Source organism: Micromonospora psammae, assembly GCF_036902725.1.
Lineage (GTDB): Bacteria > Actinomycetota > Actinomycetes > Mycobacteriales > Micromonosporaceae > Micromonospora.
Window position 1 is genome coordinate 15900 of record NZ_JBAKHM010000019.1, and the last position, 18693, is coordinate 34592.

The following is an 18693-nucleotide window of genomic DNA, read 5'->3' on the forward strand; positions in this document are numbered from 1 at the left end:
GTCTACGCCCTGGAGAGGGCCGCCGTCCGCGACTCCGCCGAAACCGGCTCAGGTCGTCGGAGTGCGGGGGCCCAGACCAGCAGGGCGAGCGGGTAGAGCAGGTACCCGAAGCGGGTCGAGGGCATCAGCAGGATCGCGGCGAGCAGCCCGTACCCGCAGACCAGCGCGGTGGCGGCGGCCGTGCCGGGCGGTCGGCGCAGCAGCCGGACGGCGATCGCCGCACCGGCCGCGACGAGCAGCGCGGCGGCGACGCCCCGGCCGGCCGGCAGCGCGGTCGCGATCAGGTGACCGGGGAACGGTGACTGGGCGGGGCTGGTCACCAGGCCGTGGCCGAGCGGGAAGCGCAGCACGTTCTCCACCAGGGCGTCCCGGTCGACCAGCAGGGCCGGGACCAGCGCGGCCAGCGGCAGGCCCAGCGCGCCGAGGGTGAACCGGCCGGTGGCCCGGCGGGTGACCGCCCAGAAGAGCAGCACCAGCGCGACCGGCCAGGCGAAGAGCTTCAGCGCGCCGGCGAGCCCGACCGCCACGCCGGCCGCGCCGGGCCGGTCGGCGGCGGCGAACGCCAGCGCCAGCAGGCAGAGCGCGAGTACGGGGAGGTCGTCGCCGCCGGTGGCGAGGGTGAGCGCGCAGACCGGCAGCACGGTCGCGGCCTGTACGCCCCGCAGCACCGCACCGGCCGGTCGGCCGGCGCCGGGGCGACCCGGCTGGCGCAGGGTGGTCACCGCGAGGGCCAGCACCAGCGCGGTGACCAGCGCGAACCAGACGCGGGAGTCGGTCCACCAGGCGTCGGCGGCGGCCCGGGGCAGCCCGAACAGCGCCATCCCCGGCTGGTACGGGGTGTAGCCGAGCAGCCGCTCGTCGGCGGGGAGCGCGGCGATGGCGTCGTGGCTCAGGTAGGGGCTGCCCTGGTCGGCCAGCCGGATGCCGGCGTCCTCGACCACCACCACCTCCTCCTGCGCCCGGTCGGTACGCCCCGACGCCCGCTGCACTGCCTGGAGCAGCAGCGGCAGCAGGGCGGTCGTCGCCCAGGCGAAACCGGTGACCGCCGCCCGCGCCCGGACCGTGGCGGTGGCGGGCCAGCGGTGCCGGCCGAGCAGTTGACCGGCCACCGCGAGGGCGGCGAGCAGGTAGCCGACGGCGGCGACGCTTCCCCAGGCCCGGTGCGGTGGCAACGTGGAGGTGACGGCGGTGACCGCGGCGAACGCGGCGGAGACGGCGTAGAGGCCGAGGTCGAGGGGGAGGCCGCCGGCGGCGGAGTCCGCGGCCCGCCAGGCGCGGGCGGCTCGGTGGACGGCGATCACGCCGGCAAGTGTGGCAGACCGGTGGGACGGTTCCGTCCCGGCTGGCGGCGGCCGGGGGCGAGGCGGATCACCGCGCCGGTGTCGTGCAGCGGCGGGACGAGGATGCCGGGGCGTCCGCCGGAGCCGCGCTGGAGGGTGGCGAGGAGGCTGCCGGCGGGCAGCGGCCGGGCGAAGAGGTGCCCCTGCCCGCTGACACAGCCCAGTTCCCAGAGCGCGCGGCGTTGCGACTCGCTCTCCACCCCCTCGGCCACCACCGCCAGGTCGAGGCTGCGGCCCAGGTCGAGAGTGGAGCGGATGACCGCGGCGGCTTCCGCCGAGCTGTCCATTGCGGTGACGAAGCTGCGGTCGATCTTCAGCTCGTGCACGGGGATGCGGGAGAGCAGGGAGAGCGAGGAGTAGCCGGTGCCGAAGTCGTCCAGCGCGAGGCGTACGCCGGAGTCCCGCAGGCGGCTGAGCACCCGGTCCACCACGTCGAGCTGGCTCAGGGTCAGCGTCTCGGTCAGCTCCAGCACCAGCCGGTCCGGTGGGAGGTCGTGCGCCCGCAGCCGGGCCAGCACGGCGCCGGGGAAACGGGCGTCGAGGAGGCTGCGCGGGGAGACGTTCACCGACACCGGCAGGTCGAAGCCGGCGGCCCGCCAGCTGCCGGCCGCGATGAGCGCCTGGTCGAGGATCGCCTCGGCGAACGCCGGCAGCAGCCCGGAGCGTTCCACCGCCTCCAGGAAGCGCAGCGGGTCGATCATGCCGTGGGTGGGGTGGTGCCAGCGGGCCAGCGCCTCCGCGCCGGTCACCCGGCCGCTGCCCAGGTCGACGATGGGTTGGAAGTTGACGGTGAACTCGTGGTCGGCCACCGCGCGGGGCAGCTCGCCGCCGAGGGTGAGCCGGCCGAGGTCGGCGGTGTCCCGGGTGGGGGCGTACGTGGAGACCCGCTGGCCGGCCCGCTTCGCCTGGTACATGGCCACGTCGGCGCGGCGCAGCAGCTCGGGCATGCCGCCGCTGGCCGGGGCCACGGCGATGCCGCCGCTGGCCTCCACGCTGATCCGCATGCCGTCCACATCGAGGGGTTCGTGCAGGGCGCCGATCAGTGCCTCGGCCCGGTGGGCGGCGACCGCCGGGGCGGGCAGCCCGCGCAGCAGCACGGCAAACTCGTCGCCGCCGAGCCGGGCCACCAGGTCCTCGGGCCGGGCGGCGGCCGCGAGCCGGTCGGCGACCTGCATCAGCACCTGGTCCCCGGCGGCGTGGCCGAGCGTGTCGTTGACCTCCTTGAAGTGGTTGAGGTCGATGAGCACCAGCGCGGTGACGCCCTCGGCGTGCCGGCTGCCGAGCTGCTCGGTGCCGCTCTCCAGGAGGTGCCGGCGGTTGGCGAGCCCGGTCAGCGGGTCGTGGGTGGCGGCGTGCGCGTGTTCGTCGGCCACCCGGGCCAGCTCGGCGTACGCCTGGGCGTTGCGGACCGCGGTGCACAGCGCCGAGGCGAAGGTGCGCAGCGTGTACTGCTCCCGCTCGGAGAGCCGGACCGGGCCGCGGAAGCGCAGTCGTAGCTCTCCCACGTCGGCGGTCCTGTCGTGACCCTCGAGCCGGGTGGGCACCACCGCCCCGTCGACCGTGCTGGGTTCGCCGGCCAATCCGTCGTACGTGATGGTGCCGCCGGCCCCGCGAACGGTGCGGCCGCCGTCGCGCAGTTCGATCTCGACCTCGTCGGCGGAGAAGAGCTCCGCGGCCTGGACGACCGCGGTGGTGAGGACCTTGTCGAGGTCGACCACGTTGAGCGCGTCGGTGGTGCGGGCGAGGCGCTGCCAGGCCTGCTGCTCGGTGCGGGCCTTGACCCGGTTGGAGTAGAGCAGGTGGAGGCTGAGCACCAGGGGTGGCACCGCCAGCAGGAACCGGTTGTCGCCCCGGAGGATGACCAGGGTGACGGCGATCAGGATGAAGCGGGCCAGTGCGCTCGTCAGTCGCAGCCCGAGGTCGTCCCGGAAGAGCCGGCGGACCTGGGTGCCGGTGGCCAGTGCGATGACCGGCAGCGTCAGCACCTCGTCGAGGACCACCGCAACGGCGTAGGCGACGCCGACCATGCCGATGACGTGCCAAAGGTCGGCGGTCTCCGACCAGCCCAGCGCGTGCAGGGTCACGCCTGCGCCGGCGGCCAGCAGGATGTTCTTCGCGACACCGAACGCCGTCTTCAACGGCGACGGCTTCATCGCCAGCAGGGCGGTCGCCACCCCGACGCCGGTGGTGAGCACCACCAGTGGCGCCGGTGCGACCGCCAGGCCGAGAACGATGGCCGTCTCACTCCAGGAGATCGCGTGCACTGTCGCGCGAATGCGGATGCGCCAGTTGATCCGGACGCCGAGGGCGGCCATGAAGACCAGCGGCACCGACAGCGTGAGGTCGTCAGCGGAGAGGTCGAGGTGGATCAGTTGGTGCACGGAGGAGGCCACCGCGACGGCGGCCACAACGCAGACGAGGCCGACGTGCAGCGTCAGCTGCCGCTCGGCCTCCGTCTTGCCTTCGTCCGGTCGTGCCACCGCGTCCTCGACTGCCACTCGGTTCCGGTGAGCAGAGGCCAAGGCTACGTGCGGTCATCCCGTCGCCACAATCGTCTACAGCCACTCGTGTGCGGACATCGCCTGATCCCTTCGCTGGTCGTGACTCCGACTGCGGTCGGTGTTGCGGACCAGCACAGGCTAAGTGCGGTTAGGCCGATTTTGGAGGGATAAATGTGACTATGGGCAATAGATGAGAATTGGGCGGTAGGTCGTGACGTTCCGTTTCCTCGCGGAGACTGACCGCTGCGCGGCCATCGATTCTCGTTAACGCTAAATAATGGCGGAGCGGCATCGGTTCGGTCATCGGACAGAGGGCCCCACTTCCGGTACCCCGAGGTGGCGCCAGCCGCACATGGGAGCGGCGAGGCGGCGATGGTGGACGGAGGGTAGTCGTACGGAAACTCTCCTATGGTGACGGCCGTGCATTCGTAGTGATTCGCGATCTGAAAGTTGCGCCTTTCACCGTCGCATCCACTTCGCCGGGTGCCGAGCCGTGCTCCTGGCGTTGTCCACTCCCGCCTGAACCGCTCAGTCCCGGATCGGGAAACCGCTGATGAACAGCGTGTCGTGAATCGGGGCATCGAGTCGTCGCGCGCTCCGAGCGGCGGGGTTCCCCTGCCGGTCGTACCCGACGGATAGGCTCCCGACCGTGACCGACAGCCCGCAGCTCAGCCACGTCGACGCGGCGGGCGACGCCCGCATGGTCGACGTCTCCGCCAAGCCCGTCACCGGCCGGCTCGCCGTCGCGGCCGGCCGGCTGCGCACCACCGCCGAGGTGGTCGAACTGCTGCGCCGGGACGGCCTGCCCAAGGGCGACGCGCTGGCGGTCGGGCGGCTCGCCGGCATCATGGGCGCCAAACGCACCCCCGACCTGATCCCCCTCTGCCATCCGATCGCGCTCCACGGCGTCACGGTCGGCCTCCGGCTCACCGACGACACCGTCGAGATCACCGCGACCGCGCGGACCGCGGACCGGACCGGCGTCGAGATGGAGGCGCTGACCGCGGTGGCGGTGGCCGGGCTTGCCCTGGTCGACATGGTCAAGGCGGTCGACCCGGCCGCCTCGGTCGAGGCGGTCCGGGTGCTCCGCAAGTCCGGCGGCAAGACCGGCGAGTGGATGCGGCCGGAGGACCGACCGTGATCCGGGCGCGGGTGGTGGTGGCCTCCAACCGGGCCGCCGCCGGGGTCTACGCCGACACCAGCGGCCCGCTGCTCGTGGCCGGCCTGCGCGAGCTGGGCTGCGCCGTCGACGAGCCGGTGGTGGTCGGCGACGGCGAGCCGGTCGGCGAGGCGCTGCGCGCCGCCCTGGCCGACGGGGTGGACGTGGTGGTCACCAGCGGCGGCACCGGCATCACCCCCACCGACCGGACGCCGGACGTGACCCGCGCGCTGCTCGACTACGAGATCCCCGGCATCGCCGAGGCGATCCGGGCGCACAGCCGCGAACGGGTTCCCACCTCCGCCCTGTCCCGGGGGCTCGCCGGCGTGGCGGGCCGGACGCTGGTGGTCAACCTGCCCGGGTCGAGAGGCGGGGCGAAGGACGGCCTGGCCGTGCTCGGCCCGATCCTGGTCCACGCCGTCGACCAGTTGCGGGGCGGCGACCACTGACCACGCGGCCCGCGCGCGGCGATAGGCTCGCCGGTGAGCGCGCGGACCCGCCGGCGCGCGGTACGGACGGAGGGTCAGCCCGGTGAGCACGGAAACCGCCGCCCCGGCGCAGGTCGCCGCGCCACCGCCGGCCGGCTGGGAGGAGGCCCGCTCCCGGGTGTACGCCGTCGGCCTCGCCGCCGCGCTCCCCGCGGTCCGGCGGGCGCTCGCCGACAGCGACGGGCACACCCTCGCCGAGCCGCTGACCACCCGGACCGACCTGCCCGCCTTCCCCACCTCCAGCGTGGACGGCTGGGCGGTGCGCGGCACCGGGCCGTGGGACGTGGTCGGACGGGTGCTGGCCGGCAACACCCCGGCGCCGTTGACCGCCGACGGGACGACCGTCGAGATCGCCACCGGAGCGATGGTCCCCGAGGGCACCACCGCCGTGCTGCGGATCGAGGAGTCGAGCCGTACCGCCGACGGGCGGGTCGCCGGCACGCCCCGGGCCACGCCGGAGTGGCGGCAGCCCGGCGAGGAGGCGGACGCGGGTGAGGAGCTGCTCCCCGCCGGCACCCCGGTCGACCCGGCGCTGATCGGCCTCGCCGCCTCCTGCGGGCACGACCAGCTGCGGGTCCGCCGGCAGCCCCGGGCCGCGCTGCTGGTCTTCGGTGACGAGCTGCTGACCGCGGGCCCGCCCGGCGCCGGCCGGGTCCGCGACGCGCTGGGCCCCGCCGTCCCCGCCTGGCTGCGCCGGTACGGCTGCCAGGTGCGCTCCTCCGACGTGGTCGGCCCGGTGGCCGACACCCTGCCCGCCCACGTGGCGGCGCTGCGCGCCGCGCTTGCCACCGCCGACCTGGTCTGCACCACCGGCGGGACGATGCACGGCCCGGTCGACCACCTGCACCCGACGCTGGAGGCGCTCGGCGCCGACTACGTGGTCAACACGGTCGCGGTCCGCCCCGGCTTCCCGATGCTGCTGGCCCGGCTGGCCGGCGCCGACGGCCGGGTCCGCTTCGTGGCCGGGCTGCCGGGCAACCCGCAGTCCGCGATCGTCGCCCTGGTGTCGCTGGTCGCGCCGCTGCTCGCCGGGTTGCAGGGTCGGCCGATGCCGGTGCTGCCGCACGCCACCCTCGCCGAGCCGGTGGCCGGCCGGGGCGACCACACCCACCTGGCGCTGGTCCGGCTGGACCCGGCCGCCGGCACCGCCCACCCGGTCCGGCACGTCGGCTCCGCGATGCTGCGTGGGCTGGCCGGGGCGGACGGGTTCGCGGTGATCCGCCCCGGCACCACGGGCGAGGTCGGGGCGCGGGTGCCGGTCGTACCGCTGCCCCTGCTGCCCGGGGAGCGGTCGTGGTGACCGCGGCGGTGACCGTGCTCGCGGTGACGGACGAACCGCTGGACCTCGCCGCGCACGAGGCGGCGGTCGCCGACCGCCGGGCCGGCGCGGTCGTCTCCTTCCAGGGCGTGGTCCGCGACCACGACCACGGCCGGCCGGTCACCCTGCTGGAGTACGAGGGCCACCCGAGCGCCGCCGACGTGCTCCGCGAGGTCGCCGCCGAGGTCGCCGCCGACCCCGACGTGTACGCGGTGGCGGTCTCCCACCGGATCGGCCGGCTCGACATCGGCGACGTGGCTCTCGTCGCGGCGGTCAGCACCGCGCACCGCGCGGCGGCGTTCGCGGCCTGCGCCCGGCTGGTCGACGAGGCGAAGGCCCGGCTGCCGATCTGGAAGCGGCAGGTCTTCGCCGACGGCACCGAGGAGTGGGTGAACTGCCCCTGACGGTCGTCGCCAGGCGGCCGGGCCCCACGGTCGGTGGCCCGGCCCGGCGGTCAGCGGCGGCCGGTCGCGACGGCGGTGCGGGCCGGCCGGTCGGTGTAGAAGGCGGGCTCGGCCCCGGGCCGCCAGGGCAGCGCGGCGACCAGCACGATCAGCGCCAGCGCCAGCGAGTTCTCCATCAGGGCGCCGAAGAGACCGTCCTGGTAGTGCGACACCTCGGGAAGCTGGTGCTCGTACGGCCAGATGGGCGAGATCACGAAGAGCAGGTAGAGCCCGATCGCGGCGACGCCGTGCCGTAGCCCGGTCAGCGTCGGGTACCAGATCGGCGGGCGCAGGCCGTTGACCCCGGGTGGGCCGCCGAACGAGCTCCCCTGCCCGGCCCGCAGGCTGAGGCCCCGGCTCGCCTCGCGGCGGCGTACCGCGGCGTCGGCGAGCACGATGATCGCCGGGATGACCCAGACCAGGTGGTGCGACCAGGAGATCGGGCTGATCACGTTGGCGGTGAGCCCGACCAGGGTGAACGCGGTCAACTCGTCGCCGTCGGCCCGGGCGGTGGCGGCGCGGGACAGCCCCAGCGCCAGGACCAGCACGGAGAACGACAGCCAGAGCAGGCCGGGCGTCTCGATCGAGTCGTACAGCCGGGCCAGCAGCCCGGCGAGGGACTGGTTGGGGGTCATGTCGGCGGCGCCGACCCGTTCGGTCTGCCAGAGCACGCCCCCGAAGTAGGCCCGCGACTCCGTGCCGACCAGCGCGAAGGCCCCCATGGTCACGCCGATGGTGGTGCCGACGGCGGTGGCGGCGGTCCGCCACTGCCGGGTGATCAGCAGGTAGACGATGAAGAGGGCGGGGGTGAGCTTGACGGCGGTGGCCAGGCCGATGCCCGCGCCCGCCCAGGCGCCGCTGTAGACGAAGCGCAGGAAGGCCCCGTCGGTGGAGCGGCCATGGGTGCCCCGGCGGGAACGCCAGCGCAGCCCGACCAGGTCGGCCATGATCAGCGCGAAGAGGAGCAGGTTGACCTGCCCGTACCCGAGGGTTTCCCGGACCGGCTCCATGGCCACGGCCGTCGGGGTGGCGATGGCGACGGTGAACCAGAGCGGCCAGCCCAGCCGATCGACGATGGGACGCAGCAGCGCGGCCAGGACGACCGCCAGCGCGGCGATGCTGCCCGCGGCGTTGACCCAGCCGGCCGACTCGACCGGCAGCCAGGCCATCGGCAGCATCGCCAGCGCGGCGAAGGGTGGGTAGGTGAACCCCAGCGTGGTGGTGGGCGCGATGAACTCGTACAGCTGGTGACCGCTCGCCCACCACACCACCGCGCCGTGGTAGATCTTCATGTCGAAGAAGTTGTACGGCCGCCCGAAAGCACCGATGGCGAGCCATGCGGCATAGGCGACGGCGGCCACGATGCCGACCCGTACGACTGTCCTACGATCGATCCCACGCGTTGCGCGACGGACTGGGGCGAGGCGGTCCAGCCTTCTACCGACGGTCGCCGGCATGGCGTGGCCACCCCCGTACCAAGGTCGTCCTACCCGTCCAGGTCCGGTAGGGAGCCTAGAACGGCGCCTCACGTTGATGCCTCCCGCGTTATGCGACCGTGTCCGATCCCACACATGTTTTTGACATTTCCACCGCGTTAACGGGTGTCGGGTGGTTCAGGTAATTCGCGGCCTTGCGGGGGGTGGTGGCCGTATTGACGCAGGTCAGCCCGGAAGTCGTCGGGCGGCGGACGCCGAGACGACGGCGATCCTGGCCTCCCGGCGGACGGTACGCACCGCCCGGCGGACCGAGCGTCGAGAGTGACCGATGCGATGGCCCGTCCGCCAGCGCAGACCCGGCTTCCCCTCGGTGTCGGCGGCGGCGAGCAGCAGGCCACCGAAGAGCCCGAGGTTCTTCAGGAAGTGGATCTGGTTGTTGTGCCGCATCGTCGGGTCGTCGTTCTTCCAGAAGGGATGTCCGGCGGCGGTGGCCGGCACCAGCGTGCCGGCGAGCACCAGCGCGGCCGGCCGGGTGAGCCGGCCGGTGGCCAGCAGCAGACCGGCGGCGAGCTGGACGGCCGAATTGCACCGGATCAGCGTCTCGGTGTCGGTGGGCAGCTGGGGGGCGGCCCGCTTGATCATCGGAGCGACGCGATCGGTGACCGGGGTGGCGGCCGGCACCAGCCGCTGGGGGTTCTGAAGGTTACGGGCGCCGCTGACCACGAAGATGCCGCTCAACATGACACGGGCGAGGGAGCGCACGGGTTTCATGGATCAGTCATACCCCGTTGCGGCGGTCGCCACCCCGGCAACGGCCGATCCGATCGGCCGACGTTGACGTGACGGTGCGCCACGCCGATTCGACGGACCGTCGCCGATGGATCGGTCACGGCGGGTAACGTCGCGCGGGTGACGACCCTGCGGCTGCGACCCGAGGGCCCGGCGGACACCGGCCCGGTGCGCCGGGTGCTGGCCGCCGCGTTCGCCCGCCCGGACGGCACGACCCCGGGCGAGGTGGCCCTCGTCGAAGAGCTGCGCGGCAGCGAGGCGTGGATCCCCGAGCTGGCCATGGTGGCCGAGTACGGCGGCGAGGTGGTCGGCTACGCCCTGCTGAGCCGGGTCCGGGTGAAGTCCGACGACGTCACGGCCCCGGCCGTGGCGCTCGGACCGGTGGCGGTCGCCCCGCACCGGCAGCGCGTCGGGCACGGCACCGCGGCCGTGCAGGCGGTGCTGGACGCCGCCACCGAACTGGGCGAGCGCCTGGTGGTGGTGCTCGGGGACCCCGCCTACTACCGGCGGTTCGGCTTCGCCCCGGCCGACCGGATGGGGTTGACCAGCCCGTGGTCCGGCCTGGGGGAGCCGTGGCAGGCGTTGGTGCTGCCGCCGTCCGTCAGCGGCGAGCCGGCGCCGCCGCGCGGCGAGGTGGTCTTCCCGGCGCCCTGGTCCCGGGTCTGAGCCGGGCCGGCCGTCCACCGTCCGACCTCCGGCGAGCGCCGACGGCGCGGTCAGGCCGGCTGGGTGCGCAGGTAGCGGCCGAAGTGCGGGACGGTGAAGGCGACCGTGCCGCGCTCGCCGGAGTAGATCAACCCCTTCTTGATCAGCGCGTCCCGGGCCGGGGAGAGGCTGGCCGGCTTGCGGTCCAGCGCCCGGGCGATCTCCGCGGTCGGCACCGCCGCGTCCATGTCGTCCCGGCCACCCCCGTCGGCCTCCCCTTCCCTCAGGGACAACGTCGCCATGGCGCGCATGTACTCGCGTTCGGCGGGGGTGGCGCGCTCGAAGCGGGAGCCGAAGAAGCCCACGGCCAGCTCGGCCTCCGCCTCCGGCGCGGCCACCCGGACGTCCGCGGCGGTGATCGGTGAGCGCGGCGCGTGGTCCCAGGTGGCCTTGCCGTACGCCTGCACGAAGTAGGGGTAGCCGCCGGACTTCTCGTAGAGCAGGTCGAGCGCCTTCTGCTCGTACTCGACCTGCTCCCGCTCGGCCGGCGCGCAGAGCGCGTGGTCGGCGGCGATCCGGTCGAGCCGGTCGATGCGCTGGTAGCGGAAGAGCCGTTCGGAGTACGACTTGGCGGCGCTGAGCACGGCCGGCAGGTGCGGCAGGCCGGCGCCCACCACGATCAGCGGCGCGCCGAGCTGGGAGAGTTCGTGGCAGGCGGCGCAGAGCGCGGAGACGTCCTCCGCGCCGAGGTCCTGCATCTCGTCGATGAAGACCGCGATGCCGGTGCCCACGTCGGCGGCGACCGCCGCCGCGTCGCTGAGCAGCTCGACCAGGTCGATCTCGATGTCGCCGGAGTCGGCCCGGCCGCTGCTCGCGGGGACGTCGATGCCGGGCTGCCACCGGTCACGCAGCTTGGGGGCGGCGCCACGCGCGGTCGGCGTGGAGCGTTGGGCGAACGCCTTGAGCACACCGAGGAAGGCGTCGATCCGGTCCGGCGCCCGGTGTCGCGGCGCCAGCTCGCGGACCGCCATGTGCAGGGCGGCCGCGACCGGTCGGCGCAGCGACTGGTCCGGGCGGGCCTCGATCTTGCCGGTGCCCCAGAGGTGGTTGATCGCCTGGGAGCGGAGGGTGTTGAGCAGGACCGTCTTGCCGACCCCGCGCAGGCCGGTGAGCATCAGGCTGCGTTCGGGGCGGCCCCGGGCTATGCGTTCCAGCACGACGTCGAAGACGTCCAGCTCCCGCCCCCGACCGGCGAGCTCGGGCGGGCGCTGGCCGGCGCCGGGGGCGTACGGGTTGCGGACCGGATCCACGCATCGCACAGTATCGGCCCGTCTAGCCGGAGAGCTAGAGATGGATAGATGTGGCTACCGGCGTGTCCCGGATCCTCGACATAAAACTAGGGCTGTCTAGCAAAATCGCTAGACAGCCCTAGTTTCGACTACGGACGGGATCAGCGCTGCCGGAGGCAGAGCACGAAGTCGAGGGTGTCCAGCTCGCTGTCGAAGAAGTACCAGTTGGTGTAACCCGAGACCTTGGCGCACTTCGCCTCGGCGTCCTTCTCCCCGCTGGTCGCCCCGTCGAAGCGGCGCAGCACCTCGTACGTCTTCGGGGCGCAGCCGCTGATCGACAGCTTCGGCTTGCCGCCCGCCGCACCCTCGTTGCGGACACACTGCCCCGTCTTGACGAACCGCGGATCCGACGACGAGGCGGGGGCCGGCGTGGTCGGCACCGGCCCGACCGGCGCGGGCACCTCCGCGCTCGCCCCGGTCGACGCCGTGGGCGCGCCCGGACCGGCGACCGGCGGCTCGTCGTCGCCCGGCCCGAACAGGTAGACCAGGATGCCGGCGCCGCCCAGGAGGAGGACCGCCAGCGCGGCGAGCCCGGCGATCAGCCGTCCCCGGCCCCGCTTCGGCGCCGGGTCGCCGGCGTACGCCTCCGGCCCCGCCGACCGGTACCGGTCCACCGGCTCGTACGAGCCGGCGGGCGGGTAGCCGTGCGCGGCGTACGGCGACGGGTGGCCCGGCTGCCCGCCGTACGGTGGATACGCCTGCCCGTCGTACGGCGGATACGGCTGGCCGGGGACGCCGGACGGCTGCGGCCGACCCGGGGTCGGCTCGCCCCAGCCGGTGCCCGGCCGCGGCTCCGGTCCGCGGCCGTACGCGTCGTCGGGACGTCGCCCACCCCACGGCTCCGGGGAGCCGCCACCGGGTGGTCCGTAGTTCGCCATGAACGCCCTCCTGCGTCGGTAACGAGACGCCGGCCACCCGCAAGGGAACCGACGCCGTGGTCACCGTAGCGTGGTCCACCGATGAGCTCACCTCCCGCGAGTGCGACTCCCGGCCGCCCGGCGCTGATCTGGACGGCGTTGCTCCTGGTCTATGTCCTCTGGGGCTCCACCTACCTGGGCATCCGGATCGCGGTGGAGTCGTTGCCGCCGCTCGCCTCGGCCGCCGCCCGGTTCGCCACGGCGGGCCTCGTGCTCGCCGTCGTGCTCCGGCTCCGCCGCGGGCCGGGCGCCCTGCGCGTCGACCGGCGCCAGCTCGCCTCCGCCGCGCTGGTCGGGGCGCTCCTGCTGGCCGGCGGGAACGGTCTGGTGGTGCTCGCCGAGTCCGGCCCACCCGGGACGGCCGTGCCGTCGGGCGTCGCGGCACTGCTGGTGGCCACCGTTCCGCTGCTGGTCGTGCTCCTCCGTACGGCCACCGGGGACCGGCCCCGGGCCTGGACCTTCGCCGGGGTGACGCTCGGCTTCCTCGGGCTGGTGCTGCTGGTCCTGCCCACCGGCGACAGCGCCGCGGTCCCGCTGGCCGGCGCGCTGACCGTGGTCGCCGCCGCGACCAGCTGGTCGGTGGGCTCCTTCCTCTCCGGACGCCTGCGGATGCCCGCCGACCCGTTCGTCGCCACGGTGTACGAGATGGTCGCCGGCGCGGCGGTCCTCCTGCTCCTCGCCCTCGGCCGGGACGAGCTGCGTGGCTTCTCGCCGGCCGAGGTGACCGCCCGTTCCTGGGCGGCGCTGGCGTACCTGATGGTGGCCGGCTCGTTGGTCGCCTTCACCGCGTACGTCTGGCTGCTGCACCACGCCCCGATCTCGTTGGTCTCCACCTACGCCTACGTCAACCCGGTGGTCGCCGTGGCGCTGGGCGCGCTGCTGGTGGCCGAGCCGGTCACCGTTCCGGTGCTGCTCGGCGGGGCGGTGATCGTGGCCGGCGTGGCGCTGGTGGTGACCACCGAACGTCCCCGGCGCGCGACCGCCGGGACAACCGTGGAGCCGGCCCGCCGGTAACGTCCCGGGCCGTGTCCGTCGGCCTGGTGACCTCCGCCGCCCTGCTCGGCGTCCTGGCCGGCGCCGTCGCACCGCCGATCGCCCGCCGCTGGACCGGGGTGGCGGGCCACCGGGCCGGGTTGGCGGCCGTCGGCGGTGTGGCCTGCGCGGGGCTGGCCGTCGCGCTCGGCACCGACCCGGCGCTGCCGGCGTTCCTGCTGGTGGCGGCGGTCGGGCTGGTACTGGCGGTGGTGGACCTGGCCTGCCTGCGGCCGCCCGATCCACTGGTGGCCACGGCCGGGCTGGCGGGGTTCGCCGGTCTCCTGGTGGCGGCGCTGGTCGCCGGCACACCGGGCCGCCTGCTCGTCGCGCTGGCCGGGGCCGCGCTCTCCTTCGGCGGGTACGTGCTGCTGGCGCTGCTGCCCGGCTCCCGGCTCGGCTTCGGCGACGTGAAGCTCGCCGCCGTGCTCGGGCTGCCGCTCGGCTGGCTGGGCTGGTCGACCCTCGGCCTGGGCCTGCTCCTGCCGCACCTGCTCAACGGGGTGGTGGTGCTCGGCCTGCTGGCCGCCCGCCGGGTCCGCCGGGACACGCCCCTGCCGTTCGGGCCGGCCCTGCTCGCCGGCGCCTGGCTGGCCGCCCTGCTCGCCTGACGCCCGGTTCCCCGCCCCGTCCCGGTGAGCGTGATTCCCGAGAGGTGACGAGAGGGGCGGCGTCAGGCCCGCCCCCGGGCCGGCGCGGCCGGGCCGCTCAGATCAGCCGGAGCTGGCGGTCCTTCGGACGGCGGGGTACGGCCTCGCCGAAGCGTTCGAACAGCCCCGGGTCGATCACGTCGAGGAAGGGCGAGGGGCGGCAGTCGCGTTCCGACCCGTGCCGCACCCGCCGGGCCGCGTGACTGACGTAGAGCCGGTCCTGGGCCCGGGTCAGGCCGACGAAGAAGAGTCGCCGCTCCTCCGCGACCGCGTCGTCGTCCGGCGTCGCGCCGGGCCAGCGCAGCGGCAGCAGCCCGTCCTCCGCCCCGACCAGGAACACCACCGGGAACTCCAGCCCCTTGGCGGCGTGCAGGGTGAGCAGGGTGACCGCCTCGGCCCGCGGGTCGAGCGCGTCCACCTCCGCGCCGGTGGCCAACTGGGACAGGAACAGTTCCAGGTCGTCACCGCAGCGGCGGGCCAGCGGGGTGAGCAGGTCGACGGCGGAACGGACGTCCTCGGGGCGGACCGTGCCGGGGCCGTCCAGGGTGGGGGCGGCGAAACGCTCGGCGAGCACCTGGCCGGCGAGGCGTACCCGGGCGGGCAGACCGCCGCCCAGGCCGTCGGCGTGCCGCAGCTCGTGGGCGATCGCGGCCACCCCCGGCCGGTCCCGGAGCCGGTCGTGCGAACGCTTCTGCACCGGGATGTTCGCCCGGGCCAGGGCGTCCACGATCGGCGCGGCCTGCGAGTCGGTGCGGTAGAGCACCGCGATGTCGGAGAACGACAGGGTGGTCGTCCGGCCGTCGATCCGGCCCGAGTCCAGCGAACGGTGGGAGAGGCCACCGACCAGCTCGTCGATGGTGCGTACCACGAAGTCGGCCTCGTCGGAGACGGAGGCCGCGGGGTAGCGACCGACCAGCGGCGCCTCCGGGTCGAGCCGGGCCGGGTCCAGCCGGCGGCCGCGGACCAGCGACGACGGCGCGATGGCCTGCACCGCCGCGGCCAGGATCGGCGCCGACGAGCGGTAGTTGCGGTTCAGCCGGACCAGTCGCGCGTCGGTGAAGTCCTGCGAGAAGCGCAGGAAGTAGCCGACGTCCGCGCCCCGGAACGAGTAGATGGCCTGGTCGGGGTCGCCGATCGCGCAGAGGTTGCCGTCGGCGGGGCTGAGCAGCCGCAGCAGCTCGTACTGCACCGCGTCGACGTCCTGGTACTCGTCGACGAAGATCCAGCCCCAGCGCTCGCGGTACTCCCGGACCAGCTTCTTGTCCGCCCGCAACAGCGCGACCGGCAGGGTGAGCAGCTCGTCCAGGTCGACCAGGTCCCGCTTGCGCAGCAGCGCGGCGTACCGGGCGTCGTCGTCGCCGGCCTCCGCCCGGGCGGCGGACCGGTCGGCGTCGTCGGCGATCCGGAAGTCCGCCGGCAACCCGACCGCGTCGGCGTTCTCCCGCAGGATGCTCAACCCGAGCGAGTGGAAGGTCCCGACCGTGACGTCCTCGGCCACCGGGCCGAGCAGCCCGTCCAGGCGGTGCCGCAGCTCCTCGGCGGCCCGCCGGGTGAAGGTGATCGCCAGGCACTGTTCCGGAAAGACGTTCAGCTCCGCGCAGAGGTAAGCGATCCGGTGGGTCAACGTCCGGGTCTTGCCGGTGCCCGGTCCGGCCACGATCAGCAGCGGACCACCCGGCGCGGAGGCGGCCACCCGCTGCATCGCGTCCAGCCGGTCCAGCAGGCCGGTGCCGACCTCCTCCATGCCGGCGAGCATCGGCTCGAACGGCTCGTGCGGGGAGGGCGCCGGCGCGATCGGCGGCGGGGGCGGCGCGGCCTTCCGCTTCGGCTCGGCCTTCGCCGCCGCCGGGCGCTTCGCCCGGGGCTTCGCCGCCGGCTCCGCGGGGGTGCGCTGCGCCGGCACGGGTACGTCGAAGAGCGTCTCCTGCGCGACCGGCGCCCCACCGACACCCAGCTCCGCCGGGTCGAAGAGGGTGATCACGCCGTACTCGCCGTCGTAGCCCGGCACCCGGCGGACGTCGCCCCGGCGCAGCCGGCCGATCCCCTCGGCGAGCAGTTCCCCACCGACCCGGCCGATCTCGTCCAGCGGGGTGCGGGTGAGGATCTCCAACTCCGGGCCGAGCGCGGCGACCAGGTCGTTGAGCTGGCCCTCGACTCTCTTCGAGCGCGCCCCCACCTTGTTGATCTCGCCGAGGATCTCGGCCAGCGGCACCAGGTGGGTGACCTCCCGGGCGTGCGCGGGGCGGTGCCCCTCCGGCCGGTCGGCCAGCTCCTCGACCCGGCTCAGCACCCCCACGGTCAGCGGCTTGCCGCACTCCGGGCAGCGCCCGCCCGCCGCCCGGGTCCGCTCCGGCGACCAGTTGACGCCGCAGAGCCGGTGCCCGTCCGCGTGGTACTTCCCCTCTTCCGGGAAGAACTCGATCGTCCCGGCCAGCCCCTCCCCGGTCCGCAGCGCCTCCCGCATCGCGAAGTAGTCGCGGCCGGAGTCGAAGACCGTGGCCTCCCGGGCCAGGGCGGGTGGGGAGTGCGCGTCGGAGTTCGAGACCAGCCGGTAGCGGTCCAGGCTGCCGACCCGCCAGTTCATCTCCGGGTCGGAGGAGAGACCGGTCTCCACCGCGAAGATGTGCTCGGCCAGGTCGGCGTAGCAGTCGCCGATCGCGTCGAAGCCGGACTTGGAGCCCAGCGCGGAGAACCAGGGCGTCCAGATGTGGGCCGGGACGAGGTAACCGTCCGGACTCGCCTCCAGGGTGATCTCCAGCAGGTCCCGGGAGTCCAGGCCGAGGATCGGCCGGCCGTCCGAGCCGAGGTTGCCGATCCGGCCGAGCGCGGCGTTGAACCGGGCCACCACGTCCAGGTCCGGCAGGTAGACCAGGTGGTGCACCTTGCGGGTCCGGTCGTCCCGCTTGTAGATCGTGGAGATCTCCACGCTCAGCATGAACCGGACCGGGTCCGTCTCCGCCTCGCTGGCCAGCCGGGGCGGCAACCGGCGGGCGATGTCCCGCTCCGCCTCCGGGCCGAGCCGGTACAGGCCGGGCTCGGCCGGCTCCAGGGTCTCCCGGAGGTGGTCGTACCAGGCGGGGTGGGTGAAGTCGCCGGTGCCGAGCACCCCGATGCCCTTGCGCCGGGCCCACCAGCCCAGGTTCGGCAGGGTCAGGTCACGGCTGCACGCGCGCGAGTACTTCGAGTGGATGTGCAGGTCCGCGACGAACGACGGGACGCCACCGGGGGACGCGGCGCTGAACGGAGGCACGCCGCATCCTGTCACGACCGGTCCGTCCTCCGCCCGCCGCCACGCGTGGGCGTGACCTGAGCAATGCGGTGCTGGACTCCGCCGCCTGGTCGCGCTATGGGGCTCGCAGCTCCACCAGGGTCACCTGCGGGCCCGCAGCTCCACCAGGGTCACCTGCGGCGGGGCGCCCACCCGCACCGGCGGGCCCCAGAAGCCGGCGCCGTTGGTGACGTAGACCTTGGTGCCGTCGACCTCCCCCAGACCGGAGACCACCGGCTGCTGGAGCTTGACCAGGTAGTTGAAGGGCACCATCTGCCCGCCGTGGGTGTGCCCGGACAGTTGCAGGTCGACCCCGAACTTCGCGGCCTCGAACGCGGCGACCGGCTGGTGGGCCAGCAGCACCACCGGACGGCTCGGGTCCCGGTCGCCGAGCGCGGCGGCGAAGTCCGCGGGCGCGGCCAGCCCGGTGCCGGCGGCGGTCACGTCGTTGATCCCGGCCAGGTCCAGCACGCCACCCCGGGCCCGGATCTCCTGGCGCTGGTTCTGCAGTACCCGCAGGCCGAGCCGGTCCACCTCCTGGACCCACTCCTCGACCCCGCTGTAGTACTCGTGGTTACCGGTGACGAAGAAGTTGCCGTACCTCGAGCGCAGGTCGCGCAGCGGCGCCGCCGCGTCCCCCAGCTCCGCGACCGAGCCGTCGACCAGGTCGCCGACGATCGCGACGAGGTCGGCGTCGAGCCGGTTGATCGCGGCCACGATCCGCTCGGTGTGCACCCGGCCGCGCAGCGGCCCCAGGTGGATGTCGGAGACGGTGGCGATGCGCAGGCCGTCCATGCTGCGGGGCAGCTTCGCCAGCGGGATCCGCACCCGGTCCAGCTGCGGCGGGCCGGTCGCGGTGCGCACACCGTACCCGGTCACGCCGGTGGCGGTGAGACCGGCGAAGATCGCGGCCCCCCGGGCCAGCAGCAACCGGCGGGACGGGTCGTGGTCGGCGTGGCCGACGGCCTCGGCGGCCGGCGGGTCGGCGGAGCCGGCGGCCCCGACCAGCACCGGCTCCGGCGCGGCGGCGCTCGCCTCGGCGGCCACCACCCGGCGGCGCAGCACCAGCTTCGCGACCGCCATCGGGACTTCCAGCGCCAGCAGCACGACCAGCAGGTAGAACATCACCGCGAGCCAGAGATAGCCCGGCCAGGCCAGCCAGAACGCCCCGGCGACCCGGGTGCCGACCATCGTGGCCGGGACGAGCAGCGCCAGCACCAGCGCGACGCCGCCGCCGATCCGCCGCCACCGCCCCGGACCGGTGGTGTCCTTCACCAGCCGCTTCCACAGGTAGAAGTGGATCCCCCCGATGATCAGGGTCAGGGTGGCCACGAACGCCAGGGTCGCCAACATCTGAG

General features: G+C 74.4%; 15 protein-coding genes. 7 read left to right on the top strand and 8 right to left on the bottom strand.

Going from position 1 to position 18693, the window contains the following annotated elements:
- Nucleotides 1-2 precede the first annotated feature (2 nt).
- Both V6U79_RS21235 and V6U79_RS21240 read right to left on the bottom strand, forming a co-directional pair.
- Nucleotides 3-1301: a glycosyltransferase 87 family protein gene (locus tag V6U79_RS21235; protein WP_334615579.1), complete on the bottom strand. Its 1299-nt coding sequence runs from the start codon at nucleotides 1299-1301 to the stop codon at nucleotides 3-5.
- Nucleotides 1298-3820 (bottom strand): putative bifunctional diguanylate cyclase/phosphodiesterase, encoded by a 2523-nt coding sequence (locus V6U79_RS21240; RefSeq protein ID WP_334527939.1) that lies wholly within the window; start codon nucleotides 3818-3820, stop codon nucleotides 1298-1300. The genes V6U79_RS21235 and V6U79_RS21240 overlap by 4 nt, the downstream gene beginning before the upstream one ends.
- Nucleotides 3821-4490: 670 nt before the next feature.
- Here V6U79_RS21240 and moaC point away from each other — a divergent pair.
- From moaC to V6U79_RS21260, 4 genes are all read left to right on the top strand, one after another.
- On the top strand, nucleotides 4491-4982 hold the full coding sequence (gene moaC / locus V6U79_RS21245) for a cyclic pyranopterin monophosphate synthase MoaC (RefSeq protein WP_334527936.1): 492 nt from the start codon (nucleotides 4491-4493) through the stop codon (nucleotides 4980-4982).
- Complete coding sequence (locus V6U79_RS21250) at nucleotides 4979-5449, top strand: MogA/MoaB family molybdenum cofactor biosynthesis protein (protein ID WP_334527933.1); 471 nt, start codon at nucleotides 4979-4981, stop codon at nucleotides 5447-5449. Before moaC ends, V6U79_RS21250 begins: the two co-directional genes overlap by 4 nt.
- Nucleotides 5450-5531: 82 nt before the next feature.
- Nucleotides 5532-6788 (top strand): molybdopterin molybdotransferase MoeA, encoded by a 1257-nt coding sequence (locus V6U79_RS21255; protein WP_334615580.1) that lies wholly within the window; start codon nucleotides 5532-5534, stop codon nucleotides 6786-6788.
- On the top strand, nucleotides 6785-7210 hold the full coding sequence (locus tag V6U79_RS21260) for a molybdenum cofactor biosynthesis protein MoaE (RefSeq protein ID WP_334527974.1): 426 nt from the start codon (nucleotides 6785-6787) through the stop codon (nucleotides 7208-7210). The genes V6U79_RS21255 and V6U79_RS21260 overlap by 4 nt, the downstream gene beginning before the upstream one ends.
- A 50-nt stretch (nucleotides 7211-7260) precedes the next feature.
- On the opposite strand, the gene V6U79_RS21265 is transcribed toward V6U79_RS21260, so the two are convergent.
- Together V6U79_RS21265 and V6U79_RS21270 are read right to left on the bottom strand one after the other, a co-directional pair.
- Nucleotides 7261-8706, bottom strand: coding sequence for a glycosyltransferase 87 family protein (locus V6U79_RS21265; protein WP_334527927.1), 1446 nt, complete (start codon nucleotides 8704-8706; stop codon nucleotides 7261-7263).
- A gap of 204 nt (nucleotides 8707-8910) precedes the next feature.
- Nucleotides 8911-9456, bottom strand: a complete 546-nt coding sequence (locus tag V6U79_RS21270; protein WP_334527924.1) for a DoxX family protein — start codon at nucleotides 9454-9456, stop codon at nucleotides 8911-8913.
- A 138-nt stretch (nucleotides 9457-9594) separates the two neighbouring features.
- Between V6U79_RS21270 and V6U79_RS21275 the strand changes: the two genes are divergently transcribed.
- On the top strand, nucleotides 9595-10140 hold the full coding sequence (locus V6U79_RS21275; protein WP_334527921.1) for a GNAT family N-acetyltransferase: 546 nt from the start codon (nucleotides 9595-9597) through the stop codon (nucleotides 10138-10140).
- Nucleotides 10141-10190: 50 nt separating this feature from the next.
- Here the strand turns inward: V6U79_RS21275 and V6U79_RS21280 are convergent, their stop codons facing one another.
- Both V6U79_RS21280 and V6U79_RS21285 read right to left on the bottom strand, forming a co-directional pair.
- Nucleotides 10191-11429 (bottom strand): DUF8462 domain-containing protein, encoded by a 1239-nt coding sequence (locus tag V6U79_RS21280; RefSeq protein ID WP_334615581.1) that lies wholly within the window; start codon nucleotides 11427-11429, stop codon nucleotides 10191-10193.
- A gap of 140 nt (nucleotides 11430-11569) precedes the next feature.
- On the bottom strand, nucleotides 11570-12082 hold the full coding sequence (locus V6U79_RS21285) for an LppU/SCO3897 family protein (protein ID WP_334615630.1): 513 nt from the start codon (nucleotides 12080-12082) through the stop codon (nucleotides 11570-11572).
- A gap of 345 nt (nucleotides 12083-12427) precedes the next feature.
- Here V6U79_RS21285 and V6U79_RS21290 point away from each other — a divergent pair, with 345 nt between their 5' ends.
- Both V6U79_RS21290 and V6U79_RS21295 read left to right on the top strand, forming a co-directional pair.
- Entirely contained in the window at nucleotides 12428-13399 is a 972-nt protein-coding gene (locus V6U79_RS21290) for an EamA family transporter (RefSeq protein ID WP_334527915.1), read from the top strand.
- Between the two features lie 11 nt (nucleotides 13400-13410).
- The gene (locus V6U79_RS21295; RefSeq protein ID WP_334615582.1) at nucleotides 13411-14028 is read left to right on the top strand and encodes an A24 family peptidase; all 618 of its coding nucleotides are present in this window, start codon (nucleotides 13411-13413) and stop codon (nucleotides 14026-14028) included.
- Between the two features lie 97 nt (nucleotides 14029-14125).
- On the opposite strand, the gene V6U79_RS21300 is transcribed toward V6U79_RS21295, so the two are convergent.
- A complete protein-coding gene (locus V6U79_RS21300) occupies nucleotides 14126-17317 on the bottom strand; it encodes a UvrD-helicase domain-containing protein (protein WP_334615583.1) in 3192 nt (1063 codons plus the stop codon).
- Nucleotides 17318-17437: 120 nt separating this feature from the next.
- On the bottom strand, nucleotides 17438-18688 hold the full coding sequence (locus tag V6U79_RS21305) for a metallophosphoesterase (protein ID WP_334615584.1): 1251 nt from the start codon (nucleotides 18686-18688) through the stop codon (nucleotides 17438-17440).
- Nucleotides 18689-18693 lie beyond the last annotated feature (5 nt).

Coding starts and splice junctions, on each gene's coding strand:
- V6U79_RS21290 (WP_334527915.1), top strand. CDS start 12,428: ATGAGCTCACCTCCCGCGAGTGCGACTCCCGGCCGCCCGGCGCTGATC.
- V6U79_RS21270 (WP_334527924.1), bottom strand. CDS start 9,456: ATGAAACCCGTGCGCTCCCTCGCCCGTGTCATGTTGAGCGGCATCTTC.
- V6U79_RS21265 (WP_334527927.1), bottom strand. CDS start 8,706: ATGCCGGCGACCGTCGGTAGAAGGCTGGACCGCCTCGCCCCAGTCCGT.
- V6U79_RS21305 (WP_334615584.1), bottom strand. CDS start 18,688: ATGTTGGCGACCCTGGCGTTCGTGGCCACCCTGACCCTGATCATCGGG.